The sequence below is a fragment of the Brevibacterium sp. UCMA 11754 genome (assembly GCF_021532275.1).
Classification (GTDB): Bacteria; Actinomycetota; Actinomycetes; order Actinomycetales; family Brevibacteriaceae; genus Brevibacterium.
Map to the genome: position 1 here is coordinate 25,960 of NZ_JACBOT010000029.1, position 17,294 is coordinate 43,253.

A 17,294-nucleotide genomic window follows, 5' to 3' on the forward strand; every position below is an offset into this window, starting at 1 on the left:
CTACTGTGCACAACAGCACAGTCGGGTGAAATGAGGGATGCGATGTCGCAACAGCAGACAGAGGTCGAAGACCGGGGCCACGGCTTCGTCAAGGCGCTTGGCACGGTCGATGCACTATTCATCGGATTCGGAGCGATGATCGGCTTCGGCTGGGTCGTCCTCACCGGAGAATGGCTCAGCGGTGCCGGCACAATGGGTGCGATTCTCGCGTTCGTCGTCGGCGGCATCATCATGTGCTTCGTCGGCACGGTCTACTCCGAGATGGTCGCTGCCATGCCGCACGCTGGAGGTGAGCACAACTATCTCATCCGGGCGATGGGCCCCAAGGTCTCACTCTTCGGGTCCTGGGCGATCACCGGCGGCTACATCAGCGTCGTCATGTTCGAAGCAGTCGCAGTGCCGAAGACCGCCCTGTATCTGTTCCCGAACCTCGAACACTTCAAGCTGTGGACCATCGCCGAATTCGACGTCTACCTCACCTGGGCCCTCGTCGGGACCGTCACCGCGATCATCATCTCGTGGATCAACATCCGCGGCGTCAAGCTTGCCTCACTGGTGCAGACATTCGTCGTCTCATTCCTCGTCATCGTCGCCCTCCTCCTCCTGGCAGGTGGTCTCACCGGCGGAGAAGCTGCCAACACCGAACCACTCTTCACCGGCGGCGGCGCAGGCTTCATCGCCGTGGTCGCTGTCGTGCCGTTCCTGTTCGTCGGCTTCGACGTCATCCCGCAGTCGGCGGAGGAGATCAAGCTCCCACCGGCAAAGATCGGGAAGCTCGTCGTTGCCTCAGTCTTCATGGCGATCGCGTTCTACATCATCATCATCTGGATGACCTCGCTGGCGATGCCGGCCTCCGAACTGGCCACCCACGACCTCGTCACGGCCGATGCGCTGGCGACGATGTTCAATTCCGCCTTCTGGGGCAAGCTCGTCATCGCCGGTGGGCTCGCCGGCATCATCACCTCGTGGAACGCGTTCCTCATGGGGTCGTCCCGCCTGATGTGGGCCATGGCCGTGGCCGGCATGATTCCTGCCTGGTTCGGCAAGCTGCACCCCAAGTACCGCACCCCCGTCAACTCGATCATCTTCATCGGAATCCTCTCCGCCCTGGCTCCGTTCCTCGGCTCAGCGGCCCTGGGCTGGATCGTCGACGCGGGTTCACCGGCAATCGTCATCGCCTACTTCCTCGTCAGCGTCGGGTTCATCATTCTGCGCAAGCGCGAACCTGCGATGGGCCGTCCCCTGCGCATCGGCGGCAAGGGCAACGGCGGCATGGTCATCGGCACCATCTCGGCCGTGCTCACCCTGGCGCTCTTCATCCTCTACCTGCCCATCACCCCGTTCTCCGCGCAGCTGGCGTGGCAGTCGTGGGCGATGTTCGGACTCTGGCTCGCCGTCGGCATCTTCTTCATGTTCCGCCTGCCCACCGGCGTCAAAGCAGGTCCCAACGCCGAAGACGAACTCCTGGCCAAGGTGAAGGCGCTGCGCAAGAAGTGACTCGGAGAGGGCCGCAGTGAGAATCGGCCGCAGTGAGAAGCGGCCTGCGACACGGAGGCTGAATCGCAGCAGCAGACACTTCACCGCTTCGTGAGAGCGCGGCCAAGACCATAGTGCGGCCATCGGAGACATCGACTTCGTTGCACGCGTGTTGGTGGGCTCCACCTCACCGCAAGCCGCAAATCACCCCGCCGCAGATGTATGAATTGGCACGACCAGTGCCTCAGGTGAAACCAGCGGTTGCTATCGGCACCGCGAGAAGGCAGTAGCCGCGCGGGAAGTCTTTGGCTCTGCGGTGAGTAAGATGCCCAACTATGTTGAGCGAGATACCCAGCTGGGGGCGCAAGCGAGCGCGGCCACCGGCATATTGCACGGTGACCGCGCTCGGATCAGGGGAGCGGAACTCAGAGGCAGAGACCTCCCGCTATCCAGTCACTCGCCGCAGATCAGACGGCGGCGTCGATCAGACGGCGGCGTCGATCAGACGGCGGCGTCGAGGCCGTTCATCTTCAGGCGTTCACGCTGGTTGGGGTTGACGCTTGGTCGGAACGGCATCTCCACCACCTCGGCGCGGACGGGCTCTCCCGGGGTGTCGGCGAAGGGCTCGGGCAGATGCACCCAGTATTCGGTGCCCAGCTCACTGGCGTCGACCGGTACATGGGCCATTGCGATATTGGCTTCGAGCTCCGGCGAATACCACGGTGAGGTCACGTAGCCGACCGCCTCACCGTCAGCGGTGGCGCTGACCAGCCAGAAGTCGGGGGCGTAGTCCGTGACCGGTTTGCCGCCGACCAACAGCCCCACAAGCTGAGTCCTGAACGGTGGGGTTCCGGCTGCGATCTGCTTACGAACAGCTTCGAGCCTCGCCTTGCCGATATAGTCGGCCTCCTTCTTCCGCGGCACCTGATAGGCGAGGTTGACCTGGAACGGGTAGGTCTCGAAGTCCATGTCCTGACCCCACGAGAGGATGCCTGCGGCGATCCTGCGGTGATGACTGGGAGCTACGACCCTGAGGTTGTAGGGAACGCCGGCTGCGAGCACCGCGTTCCACATGTCCTCGGCATACTTCGTCGAGTCCTTGAGGTAGATCTCGTAGCCCTTCTCCCCCGTGAACCCGGTCTGGGAGATGATGACATCGTGCCCGCCGACCTGGGCCTCCATGAGCCCGTAGCTGGGCAGGGTACGGCCCTCCTCACCGACGAGGTCGGCGATGACATCGACGGACTTGGGTCCCTGGACCTGCACCGGCGAGACATCGATCTCGGCAATGGTGACATCGAATCCCTTGCCGACATTGACGCCCTGCAGCCAGAGCATGAGATCGGTGTCGGAGAGGCTGAACCAGAATTCGTCGATCGCCACCCGCAGCAGGATCGGGTCGTTGAGGATGCCTCCGGCCTCATTGCACAGGATCACATAGCGAGCGCGCATGACTGGGATCTTGGTCGCGTCACGGGTGATGACATAGTTCACGAACGCCTCGGCGTCGGGACCCTTGACCTGGATCTGACGTTCGACGGCGACGTTCCACAAGGTCACGTCGTTGACGAGGGACTGGTACTCGACCATCATCCCGCCGTCTTCGCGGGACACATAGCCGCGCGGATGGTACATCCGGTTGTAGATCGAGGCCCGCCAGCAGCCTTCCTGCATGGACAGCTCCCAGTACGGAGACTTCCGCACTCGGGTGTCGATGAGCATCTCGACCGGTGTGGGGCCTGATTGGCGTAGGTTGATTGGGACTTGCCTGTCGCTTTGGTCCACTGATGGAACGTTGTTGTCCATGATGTTCTCTGCCTCAAACAGTTCTATAATATGGAACTGGATTCCCATATTATGGGTACAATTAGTGTAGGATTGAAGTATCGGCGGACGCAAGGGTTTCCGAAGAGAATCATCACCCGTCGACCACTTCCCAGGAGTCTCTCAAGGGAGCCGAGGATGTCACAGGAAGTTCTGGCCTCACTGCTGAAGTCCGCGCGGTACGAAATCCTCCCCACCGCGGGCGTGGTCGACCGTGTCCACGAATATGTCGTGCCCGGCCGCGTGATCACCGTGACCGCTTCGACCGGCCTGACTCTTGAGGCGACTCTGTCCACGGCAGAGCAGCTGCAGGCGCTCGGATTCCAGGCGGTGCCCCACATCGCGGCACGAATGGTCCAAGGCAGAACCGAACTCGAGGAGATCGTCGAGCGCCTGACGCAGGCCGGCATCGATCGGATCTTCGTCCCGGCCGGCGACGCCACCCCTCCTGCGGGCGGCTATGCGGGAGCACTCGACCTCATCGTCGACCTCGCAAGCATGGCGGCACCGATCCAGCACCTCGGCGTCAGCGCCTATCCGGAGACCCATCCGCTCATCTCCGACGATGTCACCGTCCAGGCGATGTGGGACAAACGCGACTATGCCACCCACCTCGTGTCGAACCTGTGCTTCGACCCTGGGACCATAACCACCTGGCTGGCCAGGGTACGAGCGCGCGGCATCGATCTGCCGCTCATCCTCGGCATCGCGGGCAAAGTGGAATTGGCGAAGCTGGCCCGAGTCGCATCGAAGATCGGGGTCGGCGAATCGACGCGTTTCCTGCGCAAGAACACCGTCACGTTCACCAAGATGGCCAAACCCGGCGGCTACAACCCCCGGAAGTTCCTCGACAAGCTCGCACCAGTCCTGGACAACCCGACCATGGGCGTGGCCGGTCTCCACCTCTATACCTTCAACCAGATCAAGGACACGGAGATCTGGCGGCGCAGGCAGCTTGCGGCTCTCGGCCACAACGACGAGGTCCCAAGCACATCCTGAGGCAGCAGACGTGCCTGAGCGGCAACAGATTCGTGTGACCATGTCACACTTCGAGCCCGCCATCCGACGATGTTGGTGACAGGCGAAATACGTCTGCCGCAGCGTTCCCACCGGAACGTGCCGTTCCTGTCAGGAAAGGACACTCATGGCTCGCATCAGCCTCGACCAGGTCAGCAAAAAGGGCTACTCCCATGTCGCTCGGCTCGATACCTACTGCCGCACCGCGCTCGGCGACGAACTCTACGATCTCATCAAGCTCCGCGCCTCAATCGTCAACGGCTGCGGCTTCTGCGTCGACATGCACTCCACAGACCTGGAGCGGCTCGGTGTCCCGTCCCGAAAGCTCTTCGCTGTGTCCGCCTGGCAGCACGCAGGTGCCCTGTTCGATGAGAGTGAGCGCAGTGTATTCGCCCTCACGGATGCGGTGACGAAGCTCGGCCCGGAGACCGTGACGGACGATATCTGGGATGAGGCGGCCAAGCACTTCAACGCCGAGCAGCTCGGCGATCTGCTTCTGGCCATCTCCACGATCAACATCTGGAATCGTCTGGCGATCGCCACCGAGACCACTCCGCCGGTCGGCGACGAATCTGCAGCACCCGCCGAGGCGACCGTTGCCTCGGGCGCGGAATCATCGGCCGACTGATCTACATTGGGAAGGTGGACGAGATCAAGCTCGGCATCGCTGAGGACACAGACACCGTCACCGAGGCGACCCGCGCCTGGGACGCCGAGAGGGGTCGTCTGTTCGGAATCGCCTACCGCATCCTCGGCGATGCCGGCCATGCTGAAGATGTGGTCTCAGAGGTCGGCATTGCCGCAGTCGTCCACGAACGCAAGACCGACGAGGCCATTGTCTCCTGGCCTGCCTGGCTGACGACGGTCAGCGTCCGACGTGCGATCGACCGCTCCCGGCAGCTCTCACACATCAAAGAGGACTATCCCGGCCCGTGGCTGCCGGAGCCGGTCGCGACCGATCAGCTGCCTGAGGACGCGGTCGCGAACCGGGAGCTGTTGTCGCTGACGCTTCTCCACCTTGCCGAGCAGCTGAGTCCGGAGGCTCGAGCGGCCTTCGTCCTGACTCGGGCATTCGATATGAGCACCGAGGAGGTCGCCCGGATCCTCGAGAAGAAGCCGGCCGCTGTGCGGCAGATGGTCTCACGGGCGGCGCGCCGTCTCGACGTTGACCAGCCGGTGACTCGTGCAGCGGACAGGACGGTGCTGACTCGCCTCATCGACGCCATCCACAGTGGGGATCTGTCCACCGCGCTTTCTCTGCTGCTGGCGGAGGATGGCGTCTTCTGGGCCGATGGCGGAGGAAAGGTCTCCTCCGCGCTCAATCCGATCTTCGGAGCCGTTCGGATCACCCGGTTCTTCAGCTCCGTCATCACACCCGGTGACCCGAGCGGTCTGGACTTCAAAGGGATCGTCGAAGTCAACGGCGGAGTGGTCGTCGCTGTGGTCCGTGCCGGTCACGACCATGTCCTTGAGGTGCAGGTCGATGCCGCCGGCCGCATCTGCAGCCTGCGCCTGGTGAGCAATCCGGACAAACTGGGTCGGATCTGAACTCGCAGGAAAACTTCTCATTCCTCACCGGGTTGAGGCCGATCAAGACGCGAGAGAGATGCTGCCACCACCGCGAGAATGTCGACGACACGAGTCGGGAGCGTGCCTAGCGGTGGGTGACCTTGCGTTTGAGGCTGCGGGAGAGCAGACCTGCCTCGTCGACGAGGAGTTCGCCGACGGTCTCGTGGTGGTCAGCGATGCGCATGGTCGGACCCGAGATGCCGATAGCCGCAACCACATCGCCGTCGACTCCGTACACGGGAGCGGCCAGGGCGTCGAGCCCCTCTTCGAACTCCTCGTGCACGATCGCGTACCCACGTTCGCGCACCTCGGCGAGGTTGTCCATGAGTTCCTTCCGGGACCCCAGAGTGTACTGGGTGCGCCGTTCCAGACGGCCGGAGGGGACCGGGATGATGTCGAAGGCGTACATGATCTTGCCCAACGCCGAGCAGTGCGCCGGCACCTCCACGTCGACCCAATTGGTGGCGCCGAGGACGAAGGTCGAATCGACCTGCGCGACCTGCACGACGCCCGTGGAGCTCGGAACGGCGAGGTTGACTGTCTCCCCGGTCTCCTCACTCAGCCGCTGCAGCGTGGGATCGGCCGCCGTGACCAGCGTTTCGACCCGATCGAAACGCGAAGCGTAGGTCGCGAACAGGGAACCTCCGCGATAGAGCCCCTCGCCGTCACGTTCGACCAGCCCGTTGCGTTCGAGGGCAGAGAGCAGGCGTGAGACCGTCGAGCGAGCCAGCTCCGTCGACTCCACCACCTCGGTGTAGGAGATCGGGTCATCCGACTTCACCACCAGCGACAATATCTCTGCCGCGCGATCGATCGACTGGGTCCCATTGGTCATAGCGCTCAACTCCGTCGGGGAAAGATATGCCGCGGCACCATCGGCACTCCGGCGGCATTCACCCTACATCACACGTGGTTCGCCTCTGTCCGCGTTGTGTCATCTGAGCTACAGTTTCGGGATGAGCAACAGCGCGACGCACTCCGGTTCCGTGCAGTCGGTTGACCGCGCGGTCACGATCCTCGAGGTCATCGCCCGCACCGGGCTCGCCGGCGTCACCGACATCGCCGCCGAACTCGGCGTGCACAAATCGACGGCGTCGCGCATCGTCTCCACGCTCGAGGCCCGCGGCCTCGTCGAACAGGACCAGCATCGCGGCAAGTACCGCCTGGGTCTTGGCATCCTCCGCCTCGCCGGGGCCACCACCGCACGCCTCGACATCGTCCAGGAAGCCCGCCCCATCGCCAAGCGCTTAGCCGAACAGACCGGTGAGACGATCAACGTCGCCGTCCTCTCCGACGGCGCGGCCCTCTACCTCGACCAGGTATCGGGCAACGCCTCTGTCCAGAGCCACAACTGGGTCGGCCAGCGCATCCCCCTGCATGCCACCTCGAACGGCAAGGTCCTCCTGTCGGGCCTGAGCGAGGCCGGCATCCGCACCGCGCTCGAAACGAAGCTGCCGACCTACACCCCGCACACGGTGACGTCGATCCCCCGCCTGCTCACCGAAATCGCCGAGGTTGTCGCCGCCGGGCACTCGATCGTCATCGACGAGCTCGAGGTCGGCCTCACCGCCGTGTCTGCACCCATCCGCAACGCCCATGGCGATGTCATCGCCTCGATCTCGGCCTCGGGCCCGGGCTTCCGCTTCACCGACACAAAGGTCGATGCCGCCAAGGACCTGCTGGTGGCTGCGGCCGCCGACATCTCGTCACGGTTCGGCTGGCGCGAGCACTGACGAGCGCTCGCTGAACAAACCCTTGACACACCTCGGCGGGCGGAGGACGATCAAAGCACCCAGTTTCACATAGTGCGTCACGTTGCATAGTACGCAACATGTGCCGTTGAAGGCGAAGATGCCTTCGGAGAGGAGCCTCCTATGGCTTCCATTCCCACCCAGGCCAGTGTCGTTGTCGTCGGTGCAGGCATCGTCGGCAACAGCCTCGTCCACCATCTGGCCGAGCTCGGATGGAGAGACATCGTCCAGGTCGACAAGGGCCCGCTGCCCAACCCGGGCGGCTCGACCGGACACGCCTCGAACTTCATCTTCCCGGTCGACCACTCTCGTGAGATCACGGACCTCACCCTCGACAGCGTGCGCCAGTACAAGGAACTCGGCGTCTTCACGCAGTCCGGCGGCTTCGAAGTCGCCCGCACCCAAGAGCGCATGCAGGAGCTGAGACGCAGGATGGCCTCGGCGAAGGCCTGGGGCATCGAATCCCACCTGGTCACCCCCGAAGAAGTCGTAGAGAAGGTCCCCTTCCTCGACCCGTCAGTCATCGTCGGTGCTTTCTGGACACCGACTGTCGGCGTCGTCGACTCCGTGGGGGCGGGCACGATGATGCGCGAATCCGCGCAGAACAAGGGCGCGCTCACGGTGTCACCGAACACCGAGGTGACCGGCATCGACGTCGAGAACGGGGCGATCGCACGCGTCCACACGACCAAGGGCCCGATCGAGACAGATAAGATCCTCATCGCCTGCGGAGTCTGGAGTCCGCGCATCGCGGCCATGGCCGGTGCCGCGATCCCGCTGACTCCGGCGGTGCACCAGATGATCAGCGTGGGCCCGGTTCCGCAATTGGCCGAGCAGACGGGTGAGATCTCCTTCCCCATCGTGCGCGATATGGACACCTTCTGCTACGAACGCCAGCACGGATCGGACATGGAGATCGGCTCCTACGCTCACCGGGCGATTCTTCACGAACCCGACGAGATCCCATCGATCGAGGCCGCGAAGCTCTCTCCCACGGAGATGCCCTTCACCGACGACGATTTCGACCCGCAGCTCGAACAGGCCCTCGAACTCATGCCCGATGTCCTGTCCAACCCCGACGTCGAGATCCGCTACGCGATCAACGGCCTCCTGTCCCTGACCCCCGACGGTGCACCCATCCTCGGCGAATCGCCTGAGGTCAAGGGCTTGTGGTCGGCGGCAGCGGTGTGGGTCAAGGAAGGTCCGGGCGTGGGTCGGGCCGTGGCCGAGTGGATGACGAACGGATGTCCGGAAGTCGATGTCCAGGGCGCTGACATCGCCCGCTTCCACCCACACCAGCGCACCCGCGCACATGTGCAGGCCCGCACCTCGGAAGCCTTCATCAAGACCTACGGCATCGTCCACCCAGGCGAGCAGTGGAACTCCGATCGCAACGTCCGACTCTCCCCCATGCACGAACGCGAGAAGGAACTCGGCGCCGTCTTCTTCGAAGTCGCCGGCTGGGAACGCCCCCAGTGGTACGCATCGAATTCACCGCTGCTCGAGGAATTCGGCGAGCGCGTCATGGACCGCACCGCCGAATGGGACTCGCGCTGGTGGTCACCGATCATCAATGCCGAACACCTCGCACTGCGCGAACGCGCAGGACTCGTCGACCTCTCAAGCTTCGTCATCTTCGACGTATTCGGACCTGCAGCCCTCGATGCCGTCCAATCCATCGTGCTGGCCCAGATGGACGTGAGCATCGGTCGAGTCGTCTACACCCCGGTCCTCGACGAGACCGGCGGGTTCCGCTCGGACCTGACCATCATGCGACTGGCCCACGACCGATTCCGGGTCGTCACGGGCGCTGCCCACGGCATGGTCGACGTCAAATGGTTCGCCGATCGGCTCCAGGAGACGGGTGCCCAGATCGCCGAGCTCACCTCATCGTGGACGACGATCGGCCTCTGGGGACCACGAGCACGCGACATCCTCTCCCAGGTCACGAACGCAGATGTCTCCCACGAAGGCTTCAAGTTCGGCACAGCCCGGACCATCGAAGTCGGCTCGCTGCAGGTCCTGGCCTCCCGCATCTCCTACGTCGGCGATCTGGGTTGGGAGCTCTACATCCCCATGGAATCCGGACTCAGACTCTGGGACGTCCTCACCGAGGCCGGGACAGAAAAGGGCCTCGTGCCGGTGGGACTCGGCGTCTACGGCACGACCGGTCGCATCGAGAAGGGCTATCGCGCCTTCGGTGCCGAACTCGACTCCGAGCGCAGTGTCATCGAGGTCGGCATGGCCCGGCCGAAGGTGAAGTCGCAGAGCTTCGTCGGCCGCGACGCCCACCTGCGCCACCGCGAGGAGGACCCGAAGGCGATCCTGTGCTCGCTCACGGTCGATGATCACACGAGCGCCAGCGGCGAGAAGCGCTACATGCTCGGTGGGGAACCCATCCGATCAGAAGACGGGCAGCCGCTCATCGACGGGCACGGGCACCACGCCTTCGTCACCTCGGCGGGGTCGGCCCCGAGCCTCGGCAAGCATGTGCTCATGGCCTTCCTTCCTCCCGCCGAGGCGGTCCTGGGCAACCAGCTCATCGTCGTCTACATGGAGGAGGCCTACCCCGTGACGGTGGCCTCGATCGACGCCACCCCGCTGTTCGATCCCAGCAACGAGAGCATCAGGAGGTAGACGATGGACATCCTCGTCTGCATCAAACGCATCCCCGACATCTCTGGCCAGATCACGCTCGACGCCTCAGGCACGGACATCGACGACTCCGGCCTGGGCCACACCGCCTCGGCGCATGAGGAATGCGCGGTGGAGCTGGCCATCCAGACGGCCGCAGCCACCGGCGGCAAGGTCACGGTACTGACCTTGGGCCCCGCCGAGGCGGTCGAACAGCTGCGCGCGGCCGTGGGCGTGGGCGCCAACGACGGAATCCTCATCGAAACCGAGGATCCGGGTGCGTTCGGGCCCGAGGACATCGCCCAGATCATCGGCGACGTCATCCGCGACCGCGCCGAAGGGGGCCAGAGCTTCGATCTTGTGCTGCTGGGCAATGATGCCGCCGACACCGGCGACTTCCAGGTTCCCATCCGCCTGGCCTACGACCTCGAATACCCGGTGCTGACGGGGATCCAGACGCTGAGTGCGAGCGCGGGTTCCGACTCAGACAGTTCCGGCAGCTCAGCTGGTGGGTCTATCGAGGCACGCGGGATCGGGCCGGCCGGAACAGAGATCTTCTCTCTCGAACTGCCCGCCGTCATCGCGGTCCAGGAGGGCGGCGTCGACCCGCGCTATCCCTCGATCACCGGACGGATGAAGGCGAAGAAGGCTCGCATCGCCGAATATGTGGCACCCGAACCGGGCGCCGGAAATCCGCGCATCGGCCTCGAGCTGCCACCGGACACGGCGAATGAGGTCACCATCCTCGGCGAGGGCCCAGATGCAGCTGGGGCCCTGGTCGACGTTCTGGAAGAGATCGGAGTGATCAGGTCATGACTCTCGTATTCGTCGAAACCGATGAGAACGGCGAGGTGGCGCTGACGTCGGCCGAGGCGCTCACCTTCGCCCGCACGAACGCCTCAGCCCTCCTCCCCCAACTACCCGACGGCGCCCCTGATACCTCGCGCGAGGTGGCTGCGCCGCCGTCGGGTAGTACGGAGGCGGTCGTGGTGGGGCCGCTGAGCGAGGAGGCCGTCGGGGAGCTAAGCCGCCTCGGCGTGAGTCGGATCCACCACCTCGAGTCTGCTGATCTCGAGGCGTATTCGGCTCCTGCATGGGCGCAGGCGATCGTCGACATCGCGCCGGAGACCGGGGCGGTTCTGGCCTCGGGAACGCCGCGGGGCATGGAGCTCATGACCCATGTGGCGATGAGGACCGGGGAGCGGATGGCGGCCAATGTTGTGGCCGCCGATGAGGAGGGACTGCTGCGGCAGGTGCTCGGTGGGGCAGCGTTCGAACGTCTTCAGCTCGACGGTGACCTGCAGGTTCTCACCCTCGCCGGTCACGCCTGCAATCCCGAAGAGACAACACCGACGACACCGGAGATCCTCACACACTCCCCGGAATCAGCGGCCGAGGATCTGCGTACCCGCGTTGTCCGCACCGAGGTCGAGACCGCCGCTGACAATGACACCTCGGGCCTGACCCAGGCCCGAGCCGTCGTCGGTGCTGGTCGCGGGGTCGGTTCGGAGAACGGATTCGGCGAGGTCCTCGAACTCGTCGACCACCTCGGCGGGGCACTGGGTGTCTCTCGTGTGGTCACGGGTCTGGGCTGGCGACCGCATTCCGAGCAGGTCGGCCAGACCGGCAGTCGGATCACACCCGACGTCTACATTGCCTGTGGAATCTCCGGCGCGATCCAGCACATGGCCGGCATCGAGGGTGCGAAGACGCTCATCGCGATCAACACCGATGAGGAGTCGACGATGGTCCAGCGTGCCGACTACGCAATCATCGGAGACCTCCACGAGGTTGTCGGGGCCGTCAATGAGGAGATCCGGAGCCGCCGCGGCTGACCTCAGTGCCTGAGCTCGCTCACAGTCCCAATTCGGCGATCACCGCGTCGGTGTCGGCACCGATGACCGGTGCCCGCCGAGGTTGGCCTGCACTGGCCGCGCCAGTTGAGGTGGGGGCGGTTGCCTGGCCGAACCTCGGTGCCGGTGCGGGTTGCTCGATTCCGGCCTCATCGGTGTAGAAGAGTCCGCGGTGCTGGTTATGGGGATCGGTCTTCGCCTCGGCCATGGTGCGGACCGGTTCGACGCAGGCATCGCGACCGGTGAAGAGCTCTTCGAGTTCGGCCAAGGTGCGTGAGGCGAGCGCCTCGGCGAAGACTGGCCGCATGACGGGCCAGTGCTTCGGCTGCCAATGGTTGATCTCGCCCAGCGGTTCGGGCAGGCGGTCCTCGATGTCGAGAGTGCGCACGAATTCGGCGAAGAAGGCCGGTTCGATGCAGGCAACGGACACGTACCTGTCATCGGCGGTGGGATAGACATCGTAGAACGGTGCTCCGGAATCCAGGAGGTTGCGCCCGCGTGCATCGTGGCGCCACATCCCCATCTCGGCAAAGCCGTGCATCATCGAATACAGGAGGTTGGCGCCGTCGATCATGGCGGTGTCGACAACGCTGCCGATGCCGGTGGTGCGTGCACTGTTGAGTGCGCCGAGGACGCCGACGACGAGGAGCATTCCGCCACCGCCGAAGTCGCCGATCAGGTTCGCGGGGAACTGCGGCGGTCCGTCGGCGCGGCCGAGCTGGTTGAGCAGTCCTGTCGAGGCGATGTATCCGAGGTCGTGGCCGGCCTTCTGCGACTTCGGCCCGTCCTGACCGTAGCCGGTGATACGGCCGTAGACGAGGGCAGGATTGAGCGCGTGGAGATCGTCGGGGCCGAGGCCCAAGCGTTCCGCGGCGCCTGGGCGGAAGCCTTCGATGACGATGTCGGACTTCGCCGCCAGGGACCGGGCGAGTTCGATGCCGGCTTCGGACTTGAAGTCTGCGGTCATCGACCTCTTGCCGCGGTCGAGAACAGGGTTCATGGGCTGGCCGGCCGTCTTCGGTGGATCAAGGCGGATCACCTCGGCGCCCATGTCTGCCAACATCATTGCGGCGAAGGGGCCGGGGCCGATTCCGCCGAGGTCGAGAACGCGCACGCCTTTGAGCACTGCCATGATTTCCTTTCGTCGATCAATCATGTTCCACTATAGAACGATCGATCAGGTCCGAAGAGGCGGCAGGGCCGCACCCGACGATAAGAGGTCCCGGTGATCAGGACCGTCCGGCCACCCTGGTAACGTCCCATAGTCGGAGATGGAGAGTCTCCGAAGCAGATGAGTCGAAAGGTTGTCCGTGAAGACATTCGAGTATTCCCCAGAGGTGCGCTGGTCCGATCAGGACATGCTCGGCCACGTGAACAACGCGCGCATGATCACCCTCATCGAGGAAGGCCGCATCAGGTGGCTCCACGAGGCCAAGGCCGGAAGCATGACCGGCGGTGGCATGCTCGTCGCCAACCAGTCGATCGACTACCTGCTCCCCGTCATGTACGGCCCCGAACTCACAATGACGGTGACCATCAAGAGGATCGGCAACTCCTCATTCACCGTCCACACCCGCGGTGACCAAAGCGGCCAGAAGGTGTTCAACTCCGACGTCGTCCTCGTCCACATTGACCGGAAGACCGGCAGGCCCTCGCCGATCCCCGAGGGCATCCGCAGCATCCTCGAGGAATACCTCGCCGGGTGATCACTCAGCCGACCATCGGCGCGCAGATGCAGGCTCGGTTGCCGTCGGGGTCCTCTAGAACCCAATAGGACGGAGCAGCTGTGTCGCTGACGAGGTGGCCGCCCGCAGCGAGCGCTGCAGCAATCCGTCCTTCGGCCTCGTCATGGCTCACCCAGACATCGAGATGCCAACTCTGCGGGACGGCTGACTCCGGCAGAGGGAACTGGCCGTCGTCTCGTGGCCTCTGCCACCACAACAGCGTATTCACCTGACCAGTTGGATCGACGAGATCACCACCCGCATGCACTCCCGCAGGTTCACCGCCGAGGAGTGCCGCGTAGAAGTCAGACACTCGATCACTTGAACTCGTGTCGAGAGCGAATTCGGCCTGCATCAGGCTTGCGGTGTCAGCAGTCAGGCCCGATTCAGCGGCGATCGTGCTGATCTTTCGAGCGAGAGTGATATCCCGTTCGGTCACACCGCCGACGTCGTGACTGCCCACAGTCACGGTGACACCGATCTTCGTGAGAGTGATGTCGGGGGCATGGTTCGACAGTTCTGCCGCCTCCCCGACCGCGTTGACGAAGGCAAGACCTTGGCCGAATTCGTCGGTTCTGTATCTGGCCCTGATCGGCCCTGCCAACTGCCGCCAGTCCTCGACGTCAGCGTCGAAGATCTGCGAACTGGTGAGAACGCCATCGTGTCCCACAACTCGCTCCTCCCGTGATGCGTGATTGCGTTTGGTCGCAGGAGTCACGCTATCGGAGGAATGCTGCCTCTGCGGGAAGATGGCCGTTCTGTTCATGCTCGACCGGACCTGGTGCCCATAGCCTGAGAACATGAAACTCGACGCGATCTCAATCATCACCGCAGACATGTCCGCAGCAGTGCAGTTCTACTCCTCGCTCGGCCTCGACCTCGTCGACGGCGGCGCGGATGCTCCGCACACGGAGTTCTCCTCGGGCAGCCTCCGCCTGCTCCTCGACACTGAGGCGGTCATGCTCAGCATCGATCCCGGATGGACCTGGCCGACCGGTGGACACAAGATGTCCCTGGCCTTCGACTGTTCCACCGCCGAGGCGGTTGATACGACATTTGTCCAGCTCACTGCCGGTGGTGCCGGTTCAGATCCCGTGGCCGGAGTCGTCCACGAACCTTGGGATGCGTTCTGGGGCCAGCGGTACGCCGTGGTCTCCGATCCCGACGACAACTATGTCGACCTCTTCGCAGCATTGGGTTCACCGGCCCAGCAGTGACTTCTCGTCTCTCCACAGATGGGCCGCATCGGCGTAACCCGTTGCCGTTGCGGCCGCTGTGCGGGTGGAGCCTGCGTCGATGAGTGCCCGTGCGGCCTGCCAGCGAAGGACCTTCGACAGGTGTTTGGGTCCGTAGCCGAACCATTCGGAAGACAGCCTCCGCAGCTGTCTGGGTGAGTATGCGAACTGTGCGGCCACCTCGGCGATGTCCGGCGCCGGTGATTCATCACGCACGCCGAGCAGACCCGCCAGCTCAAGCGGCGTCGAATCGATGTCGGCCCGAGCCGTCAGCGTCTCGCCGATGTCCAACAGCCGCCTCTGCCCGACACCAGGTCCGGGTTCGGGGACGGTTGCGCGACTGCCTGCAGTCACCACAGCGTCGAGAGGGGTCACCCTGTCGGCGAGCTCGGCCGCCGAGGTGGTCAGCAGCTGCGGGAGCACTCCGGGGTCGAAGCGCAGACCCACGACCGGCTCCACTGCACCTCTCGTCGGTGTAGTTCGGAAGGCTCGTGCGGTGGAGTCTGCTCCGGCGACGACGACGCTGGAATCGATGACGATGAGATCCATGCAGCCGTCGGGCACGATGAGGGAAGGCTCGGGCGGGACGCTCACAGCCACCTCGGCGAGGGCCGATATCGGGTGGGCGTCGGGGGCCGAGGTCCACAGCGAAGCGCGGAGCCTGGGGATGCGCATCTCCGTGTACATGGGGTGCTCGTCCTTCTTCACTTTCGAGCGGTATTCTTGGAACTCATCAGCCCGTCCCAGGCCGACGCCGTCTGTTCTCAGACTAGCCGGTACGAGACTCCCCAGGAAGGAACAATGGCAGCTGCATCCCCTTCGCCGACATCAGCACGTCGGCAGGCACGGCATGTCACTGTCTTCCTCGACGTCGACGGAGTGCTCAACTCGTACCCGGTGCCCAAACTGCGCATCATGACCGAGGGACGCAGGAAGCTGCAGGCCTGGCACTACGAACTGCACTATAAGCCTGCGGTGATCGCGTTCTTCGACCATCTCGTCGAAACCCACGATGTCGACGTCGTGTGGCTCTCCACCTGGTCTAAGCGGTGCAAAACGGAGCTGGAGCCGAAGTTCGGTCTGCGCAACTCCTTCGAGGTCATTGAGATGCCCGATGAATCTCACAACCGCCACGCCAACGATCCGCACCTGTGGTGGAAGGCGCGTGCGATAGAGGACTGGCTCGCGGAGCACGAACATGGTCGGGCCGTCTGGATCGATGACGATCTTGCGGCACCGGCCACGCACGACTACTTCGTCGAGCACTATCCGGCGAACCGGCTCAAGCTCATTGCTCCTGAGTTCGCGCAGGGCCTGACGAAGGCGCACCTGAAGGAGATCAAGGAATTTGCCTACCCGAAAGAGGATTCATGACGCGTATCGGTCTGCTCGATTCCGGACTCGGGCTGCTCGGCACCGCCGATGCACTGTTCCACCTGGCTCCGCACGCGGATCTGATCCTGGCCATGGACCCGGACTTCACCCCCTACGGCAGCCTCAGCCCGGAAGCACTTGAAGCCAGGGCCCTGAACTCCGCCGCGGTGCTCGCCGAGTGGGAGCCCGATGCGATCGTCATCGCCTGCAACACCGCCTCCGTCCAAGCCCTCGAGGCCGTACGCGCCCGCTACGAACCCGACATTCCCGTCATCGGCACCGTGCCGGCCGTGAAGATGGCGGCCGGGACCGGGCAGGACTTCGCCATCTGGGCGACCCCAGCCACGACGGGCAGCGACTATCAGCAGAACCTCATCGACACCTTCGCCGCCGAGGTGACGGTGTCCAAGGTGGCATGCCCGGGCCTCGCCGAGGCGATCAATGAGGCTGACATCGCCACGATCGATTCCGCGATCGACGCAGCCCTGAACCAGATGGATCCCGGCATGGAGACCATCGTGCTCGGGTGCACCCATTACGGTCTGGTCGCCGACCGGATCATGGCCGCCCGGGCCGGTGCGATCACACTCTTCGACTCCCCCATTCCGGTGGCGAAGCAGACTCTGCGCAGGGTCGGAGTCGAGGCCCACGGTGTGAGCCCGAATCAGCCCGACACCGGCGAGGTCATCGCCACCTATGCCTCCGGTCGACTCGTGCGCCTGCCCCAGTCACTGGATGCCTATCCCGCCGGCAAACGACTGCTGGCGCGAGAGCGAATCGCGACAGCAGCGTCCTGATGGTTCGCGACTCCTTGAACCGTCACCGAGAGTCGGCTCG

General features: G+C 64.2%; 17 protein-coding genes. 12 read left to right on the forward strand and 5 right to left on the reverse strand.

Translation table 11 applies throughout. From position 1 onward, the window contains the following. Window positions 1–42: 42 nt before the first annotated feature. Window positions 43–1,497, forward strand: a complete 1,455-nt coding sequence (locus HX613_RS15805) for an APC family permease (RefSeq protein ID WP_235346186.1) — start codon at window positions 43–45, stop codon at window positions 1,495–1,497. 480 nt (window positions 1,498–1,977) lie between these two features. Here HX613_RS15805 and HX613_RS15810 read toward each other — a convergent pair whose 3' ends face one another. Next, window positions 1,978–3,198: a glycine cleavage T C-terminal barrel domain-containing protein gene (locus HX613_RS15810; protein ID WP_235346187.1), complete on the reverse strand. Its 1,221-nt coding sequence runs from the start codon at window positions 3,196–3,198 to the stop codon at window positions 1,978–1,980. A 240-nt stretch (window positions 3,199–3,438) separates the two neighbouring features. Here HX613_RS15810 and HX613_RS15815 point away from each other — a divergent pair, with 240 nt between their 5' ends. From HX613_RS15815 to HX613_RS15825, 3 genes are all read left to right on the forward strand, one after another. After that, window positions 3,439–4,299: a methylenetetrahydrofolate reductase gene (locus HX613_RS15815; RefSeq protein ID WP_235346188.1), complete on the forward strand. Its 861-nt coding sequence runs from the start codon at window positions 3,439–3,441 to the stop codon at window positions 4,297–4,299. 145 nt (window positions 4,300–4,444) lie between these two features. Next, complete coding sequence (locus HX613_RS15820) at window positions 4,445–4,945, forward strand: carboxymuconolactone decarboxylase family protein (protein ID WP_235346189.1); 501 nt, start codon at window positions 4,445–4,447, stop codon at window positions 4,943–4,945. A gap of 14 nt (window positions 4,946–4,959) precedes the next feature. Further along, on the forward strand, window positions 4,960–5,865 hold the full coding sequence (locus HX613_RS15825; RefSeq protein ID WP_235346190.1) for a sigma-70 family RNA polymerase sigma factor: 906 nt from the start codon (window positions 4,960–4,962) through the stop codon (window positions 5,863–5,865). Window positions 5,866–5,971: 106 nt separating this feature from the next. Here the strand turns inward: HX613_RS15825 and HX613_RS15830 are convergent, their stop codons facing one another. Next, entirely contained in the window at window positions 5,972–6,721 is a 750-nt protein-coding gene (locus tag HX613_RS15830; RefSeq protein ID WP_235346191.1) for an IclR family transcriptional regulator, read from the reverse strand. A 121-nt stretch (window positions 6,722–6,842) separates the two neighbouring features. Here HX613_RS15830 and HX613_RS15835 point away from each other — a divergent pair, with 121 nt between their 5' ends. From HX613_RS15835 to HX613_RS15850, 4 genes are all read left to right on the forward strand, one after another. Further along, complete coding sequence (locus HX613_RS15835) at window positions 6,843–7,619, forward strand: IclR family transcriptional regulator (protein ID WP_235346192.1); 777 nt, start codon at window positions 6,843–6,845, stop codon at window positions 7,617–7,619. Between the two features lie 141 nt (window positions 7,620–7,760). Next, entirely contained in the window at window positions 7,761–10,274 is a 2,514-nt protein-coding gene (locus HX613_RS15840; protein ID WP_235346193.1) for a GcvT family protein, read from the forward strand. A gap of 3 nt (window positions 10,275–10,277) precedes the next feature. Next, on the forward strand, window positions 10,278–11,087 hold the full coding sequence (locus tag HX613_RS15845) for an electron transfer flavoprotein subunit beta/FixA family protein (RefSeq protein WP_235346194.1): 810 nt from the start codon (window positions 10,278–10,280) through the stop codon (window positions 11,085–11,087). Then, window positions 11,084–12,106, forward strand: a complete 1,023-nt coding sequence (locus tag HX613_RS15850) for an electron transfer flavoprotein subunit alpha/FixB family protein (protein WP_235346195.1) — start codon at window positions 11,084–11,086, stop codon at window positions 12,104–12,106. Before HX613_RS15845 ends, HX613_RS15850 begins: the two co-directional genes overlap by 4 nt. Window positions 12,107–12,125: 19 nt before the next feature. Here HX613_RS15850 and HX613_RS15855 read toward each other — a convergent pair whose 3' ends face one another. Further along, entirely contained in the window at window positions 12,126–13,280 is a 1,155-nt protein-coding gene (locus HX613_RS15855) for a CaiB/BaiF CoA transferase family protein (protein WP_235346196.1), read from the reverse strand. Between the two features lie 154 nt (window positions 13,281–13,434). Between HX613_RS15855 and HX613_RS15860 the strand changes: the two genes are divergently transcribed. Next, a complete protein-coding gene (locus tag HX613_RS15860; RefSeq protein WP_235346197.1) occupies window positions 13,435–13,830 on the forward strand; it encodes an acyl-CoA thioesterase in 396 nt (131 codons plus the stop codon). Window positions 13,831–13,834: 4 nt separating this feature from the next. On the opposite strand, the gene HX613_RS15865 is transcribed toward HX613_RS15860, so the two are convergent. Next, the gene (locus tag HX613_RS15865) at window positions 13,835–14,614 is read right to left on the reverse strand and encodes a 4a-hydroxytetrahydrobiopterin dehydratase (protein ID WP_235346198.1); all 780 of its coding nucleotides are present in this window, start codon (window positions 14,612–14,614) and stop codon (window positions 13,835–13,837) included. Window positions 14,615–14,648: 34 nt separating this feature from the next. Here HX613_RS15865 and HX613_RS15870 point away from each other — a divergent pair, with 34 nt between their 5' ends. Further along, window positions 14,649–15,065: a VOC family protein gene (locus tag HX613_RS15870; RefSeq protein WP_235346199.1), complete on the forward strand. Its 417-nt coding sequence runs from the start codon at window positions 14,649–14,651 to the stop codon at window positions 15,063–15,065. Here HX613_RS15870 and HX613_RS15875 read toward each other — a convergent pair. Further along, window positions 15,048–15,791: a helix-turn-helix domain-containing protein gene (locus HX613_RS15875; protein WP_235346200.1), complete on the reverse strand. Its 744-nt coding sequence runs from the start codon at window positions 15,789–15,791 to the stop codon at window positions 15,048–15,050. The two genes, HX613_RS15870 and HX613_RS15875, sit on opposite strands and share 18 nt — an antisense overlap. 93 nt (window positions 15,792–15,884) lie before the next feature. Between HX613_RS15875 and HX613_RS15880 the strand changes: the two genes are divergently transcribed. Beyond that, window positions 15,885–16,457 (forward strand): HAD domain-containing protein, encoded by a 573-nt coding sequence (locus HX613_RS15880; protein ID WP_235346201.1) that lies wholly within the window; start codon window positions 15,885–15,887, stop codon window positions 16,455–16,457. Beyond that, entirely contained in the window at window positions 16,454–17,254 is an 801-nt protein-coding gene (locus HX613_RS15885) for a glutamate racemase (RefSeq protein WP_235346202.1), read from the forward strand. The genes HX613_RS15880 and HX613_RS15885 overlap by 4 nt, the downstream gene beginning before the upstream one ends. The last annotated feature ends 40 nt before the right edge of the window (window positions 17,255–17,294 follow it).